3 protein-coding genes and 1 pseudogene are annotated in these 5,389 nt (G+C 68.1%); all 4 read left to right on the top strand.

Translation table 11 applies throughout. The annotated features are described in order from the left end of the window. Positions 1-457, top strand: a 457-nt coding sequence (locus CAPSK01_RS01830) for a DUF5682 family protein (RefSeq protein WP_034921498.1), incomplete at its 5' end; no start/stop codon positions are given. Positions 458-475: 18 nt separating this feature from the next. Next, positions 476-3,784 (top strand): DUF4132 domain-containing protein, encoded by a 3,309-nt coding sequence (locus CAPSK01_RS21400; RefSeq protein ID WP_273702879.1) that lies wholly within the window; start codon positions 476-478, stop codon positions 3,782-3,784. A 2-nt stretch (positions 3,785-3,786) separates the two neighbouring features. Further along, positions 3,787-4,938, top strand: coding sequence for a VWA domain-containing protein (locus CAPSK01_RS01840; RefSeq protein ID WP_273702880.1), 1,152 nt, complete (start codon positions 3,787-3,789; stop codon positions 4,936-4,938). A 15-nt stretch (positions 4,939-4,953) separates the two neighbouring features. Then, positions 4,954-5,389 (top strand): annotated as a pseudogene (locus tag CAPSK01_RS21405) (hypothetical protein); the annotation flags it as partial.

Raw genomic sequence — 5,389 nt, forward strand, 5'->3', positions numbered from 1 at the left:
GCCGCCGACCCTGCGCGGCGCCGCGGCTGGCCTGGCGCAGTCGCTCGAGCACCGCTACCGGCCCGCCTGCGGCCTCGACGACGGCGAACTCGTCCGTCTGACCCGTGCCGTGCCGCCGCGCAGCCAGCTGGGCGACTACCTCTACGGCCTGTTCGCCCTTACCCGCTCGGTGATCAACGAGCAGCCCGAGCTGGTCGGCGCCGTCCATGCGACGCTCGTCCAGCTCGGCGACGAAGATTTCCTCGTCGCGCTGCCGGCGCTGCGCGCCGCCTTCGGCTGGTTCCCGCCGCGCGAACGCGGCGACATCGCCGCCCAGGCCGCCAGCCTGCTCGGCCTGGCCGCCCCCGAACGCGCCCATCTCACCCAGCTGCCGCAGGGCGAGGCAAGCTACCTCGCCGCCCGCCGTTGCGAAGCCCTCGCGCTTGCCTGGGCCGTGGAATATGGATTGAACGAATGACCGACTCAGGAAGACCCCATGGCCAAGAACAAAGCTGATCCCTTCCTCTCCTGCCCCGATGGCAGCCGTGCCAAATCGGCGTGGCTGACCAAGCTGCAAGCCGAAGCCCAGGCGCTGATCGAAAAAGCCGACAACACCACATACGCCAAGCTTCTCGCCACCCATACGCTGGAAGCGAACAGCGCCTTGGTGCGCAGTAGATCGATCTACCTGGGCGGCGGCCACCCGCAGACCGCGGTTGACTGCGAGTGCCTGATCCAGTGGCACGGCCCGGGTACGCTGGATCGTCTCGCCGACCATCTGGCGAACAAGCATGTCGTCAGACTCGTGGACAGTTTTCATACCGACGCCGCCCAGGCGTTGCTGCTCAGCCGGCTGAACCTGCCCGAAGTCCGCGAAGCGGTGGCGGATCGCGCCGCGCGCTGGCCCTTGTATACCCTGCGCGGCCTGCTGGCGCTCAACCCGAGCCGCGACCAGCCGGCCGCCCAACTGTTGCAGCGCCTCCTGTACGCGCATCCCGCATGGCTTGCACCCTTGCAGGCGGCGCTGGCGGCGGCAAGCGACGAAGCGCAAAGCCGGACCCTGGCGCGTCTGCTCACCCCGACCGAAAAGGTGACCGAGGCGAGCATCGATGAATTGCCCGCCCTGTTGCGCGCGCCCCCGTGGCGGGCCGATGCGGCGCGCGTCGAACTGCCGGTGCTGGAGCTGACACCCAGGCGCGCACCCGCGGTCGTCGACTGGTCGCGCTGGCGCGGCGGAACGGTCGAACTCAGGCCGCAGATCCGGTCCAACATGGGATACACGATCCATAGCATCCGCTTCGACGACGCCCCCGGTCTGCTGCACGCCTTTCTGGCGTCGGAGAGTCTGCTTGGCGAAGCGGACTTGCTGGAGTGGTCCGATCAAGTCCGACAAGGCAGATATGGTCGAAGTTTTTTTGTCGCGAGCATGGCAGAAAAGGCGGATGCCTTTGCGACAGTGACACGATTCCTGCACTCGACGGGTCGGCTATCGGACGACGATTTGCGGGCGCTCGGAAAATGGAACGACCTCCATTGTCACGTCGTAGTCAATGTCTTGAGCATCGGTCGCACCTACTTTCGGGTTGAAGAGGAGTTCATGAACTACCTCGATCGCGGCCTGAAGACTGATCCGACGAGGAACGACGAACTGGCCGCATTGCGCCGGTATTTCGAGACCGACTGGGATCGGCGGGCTCTTGCCCTGTTTCTGTGGGGGGTGAAGCCCGACCACATCGCCACCGTGCTTGCGAACAACGCCGTCGGGCAGGACGATCTGCGCGAACTTCCCTGGGCGAGCGGCGGCCTCTTGAACCACTTGGGCTACCTCGACGATGCCCTGGCGCTGTCCCTCCTGCGCCAGCCAGCGGCTGCCCACGCCACCGCCAACCAGCACTATGAATTCGGGCGCATCCCCGACACCTGCGGCAACCCGGCGGCGCGACTCCTCAAGCGTTTCGGCGCCGAACACATCGACGCGATCTTGCCCGTCTTGCCCCCCGTCGCGGGACAGGCCGCGCAGATGATCATGGAAATCGTCGACTCGGACGAACTGGCGCTCCGCCTCTCGCAGTACGCCTATACCGTGCGCAGCCAGTTGCGGACCTTTGCCCGCGACTGGCTGCTCGCCCACCCGCAAACCAGCACCCGGGCGCTGATTCCGGCCGCCTTTTCCGCGGATGCCGGCAGCGCCGCCCATGCCCGGCAGCACCTCTACCTGCTGTCCCGCGAGGGACACGGCGAGATCTTGCGAGCCGAAGCCCGTGCTTACGGCGAACAGGCGCTCGCCGCCGTCGAGACCTTGCTGGCGACACCGGCGGAAGCGCTGCTTCCTGCGCAACTGCCGAAACTGCCCGCCTGGCTGGTGCTGCCCAGGCTGCCGCGCCTGCTGCTGGCCGCCAGCGGCCACGCCGTGCCGCTGGCGAACCTGCCCGACGCCTTGATGCCGCTGGCCTTGAGCAAGGGCGGCATGAGCTACGCCGGCCTGGACCAGTTGCAGGCCGCGGTCACGCCCGATTCGCTGGCGCGGCTGATGCTCGGCCTGTTCGAACAGTGGCTGGAAAACGGCATGCCGCCGAAGGATCGGTGGATTTTCGAACTGCAGGGCCGTCTGGGCGACGACGCCAACGCCCGCGCGCTGGCGCCACGCATCCGCGAATGGCGCAGCCACCTCGACCGCGTGCGTAGCTACGAAGGTCTGGAAATGCTGGCCAGGATCGGCAGCGACACCGCCCTGATGCTGCTGTCGACCTACCGCGAGCAGAAGCGCTACAGCGACCTCCAGGATCGCGCCGCCAAGGCGCTGGCGCGCGTCGCCGAAGAACGCGACCTGACGCTGGAGCAGCTGGCCGACCGCACCGTGCCGACTCTGGGCCTCGACGAGCGCGGTCGCCTGCTGCTCGACTTCGGCCCGCGGCAATTCATTGCGAGTTTGAACGCCGACCTGCTGCCACAAGTCCACGACGCAGCCGGCATGCGCCAGAAAGACCTGCCCAAGCCCGGCGCCAAGGACGACGCGGCGCTGGCCAAGGACGCCGTTGCCAACTGGAAGGAGTTCAAGAAGCAGGCCAAGCTGGTCGCCAGCACGCAGAGCGTGCGCATGGAGGCGGCAATGTGCGGCCAGCGCCGCTGGCCGACCGCGGATTTCCTGGCCTTCTTTGCCCGGCACCCGGTGTTGCGCACCTTGTGCCAGCGGCTGGTATGGGCCGCGTTCGATGCGCAAGGGATCTTGAGCGCCACCTTCCGCGTCAGCGAAGACCTGAGCCTGGCCGATGTCGACGATGCGCCTTGCGAACTCGACGCCGCTGGCCGCGTCGGCCTGCCGCACGCGCTGGAACTGGCCGAGGATCTGCGCAATCGCTGGCTGACGCTCCTGGCCGACTATGAGGTTCTCCAGCCCTTCGAGCAACTGGCCCGCGCCACCTACGCCATGACCGCCGAGGAAATGCCGCTCAACGCCCTGCCGCGCTACGAGCACCGCAGGCTCAGCACCGGCAGTCTGCTCGGACTGGAACAACGCGGCTGGAGCCGCAGCGTCGGCGACGATGGCATGATCGACTGCCTGAGCAAGTCGCTTGGCGACCAGCATGTGGCAGTGCTGAGCTTCGATCCCGGCTGGTTCGTCGGCGGCGCGCCAAGCATCGACGAAGAACAGGAAATCGGTGCCCTCCGCCTCGCCAGCCTCGCTTCCGTCCCGGAGGGCAGCGGTGGTGCGCCGCCCCAGCCGGCCTGGGGCGATCTGCCGGCCATCGCCCGCAGCGAGATGCTGCGCGATCTGGAACGACTGGCCTGGCACACGCGGGATTGAGCATGGCCAAACCCCCCGGCGCCATTTCGCTGACGCCTGCCGAACGCTGGCGCCTGCTGCTCGGCGAGGCCGCCCAGCCGGGCCTGCAGGGCGGCTTGCCTGCGGCGGGCGGGCCGGGCATGGCGATGGATCAGGCGCTGGCCTGGCTTTATGGGCGGGATGGCGGGGCCTTCGGTGCCGATGCACTGGATCGGCAAGGGGGCAGCGAAATCTCGCGCCTGAGCGTGCCGGAATGGATCAACCGGATTCACGAGCTTTTCCCCAAGGAAACCATCGAGCGTCTGGAGCGCGATGCCATCGAGCGCTACGGCATCGACGAGGTCGTCACCAATCCGCAAGTCCTCGAACGCGTCGAACCGAATCCGGCCTTGCTGGCGGCGGTGATGCGCACCAAGCACCTGATGAACCCGGCGGTGCTGGCCATGGCCCGCAAACTGGTCGCCAAAGTGGTCGGCGAGCTGATCGCAAAGCTCGCCCGCGAGGTCGAGCGCTCGTTTTCCGGTCGTCGCCAACGCCAGAGCCTGTCCCGTCACGGTGCCGCCAACCAGTTTGCCGCCCGCGAAACCTTGCAGCGCAACCTCAGGCACTACGACCCGCAGCGCCGGCAACTCATCGTCCGGCAGCCGCTGTTCTTCAGCCACACCCGCAAACGCCTGCAGCGCTGGCAGATCTTCCTCCTCGTCGACCAGAGCGGCAGCATGGTCGGCAGCGTCATTCACGCGGCGGTCACGGCGGCCTGCCTGTGGAATCTGCCCGGCGTCCGGACCCATCTGATTGCCTTCGACACCGAGATCGTCGATCTCAGCGACGAAGCCCACGACCCCGTGGCAACGCTGATGCAGGTGCAGCTCGGCGGCGGCACCTGCATCGGCAAGGCCGTCGCCTACGCCGCGCAGAGAATCGACGTGCCCAAGCGGGCCATCGTCGTCGTCATCAGCGATTTCTTCGAGGGTATGGGCCAGCATGTCCTGGTCGACCAGGTCGCCTCGCTGGTCGGCCAGGGCACGCAGGTGCTTGGTCTGGCCGCGCTGGACGAGGCGGCCAACCCGGTTTTCGACCGGGAACTCGCCCGCCGGCTGGCCGATCTCGGCGCCCATGTCGGCGCCATGACGCCCGGCCAGCTGGCCGGCTGGCTGGCTGAAAAGCTGCATTAGCGGAGCGGCAAGGCCATGCGTCCCGACCTTCTCCATCTCTCGCCGGAAGCCCTGACCCAGCTGACCAATGCCGGGCTGGTCAGGCGCGCGGTGCGCGAGCGCGAAGCCGGCTATGTGCCGGACCTGACTCTGGAAGCGGACGCGACGCTGCTGGCGGCCTTTCCCGATGGCGTGGTCGTCCGCTGGCCGGCGGGAAAGCCACCAGCGCAAGCGCACTGTAGCTGCCCGGCGACGGGTATCTGTCGGCATCGGCTGATTGCCGCGCTGCAATTTCGCGCCGAGGCCGGCGCGGCCAGGCTGGCTTCGGCAAGCGAGCCGGTCACGCCGCCGGTCTCCCCCGGCGCAACCACCAACGCGGCGCTCGCCGCCTTGCTGGCGCCCGCCGTGCTGGCGCGGGCGGAAAAGGAACGCGACGCCGGACTGACCGTGCTCGTCCGCCGCCGCGCCGACG

The organism is Candidatus Accumulibacter vicinus (assembly GCF_000584955.1).
Classification (GTDB): Bacteria; Pseudomonadota; Gammaproteobacteria; order Burkholderiales; family Rhodocyclaceae; genus Accumulibacter; species Accumulibacter vicinus.

Coding starts and splice junctions, on each gene's coding strand:
- CAPSK01_RS21400 (WP_273702879.1), top strand. CDS start 476: ATGGCCAAGAACAAAGCTGATCCCTTCCTCTCCTGCCCCGATGGCAGC.
- CAPSK01_RS01840 (WP_273702880.1), top strand. CDS start 3,787: ATGGCCAAACCCCCCGGCGCCATTTCGCTGACGCCTGCCGAACGCTGG.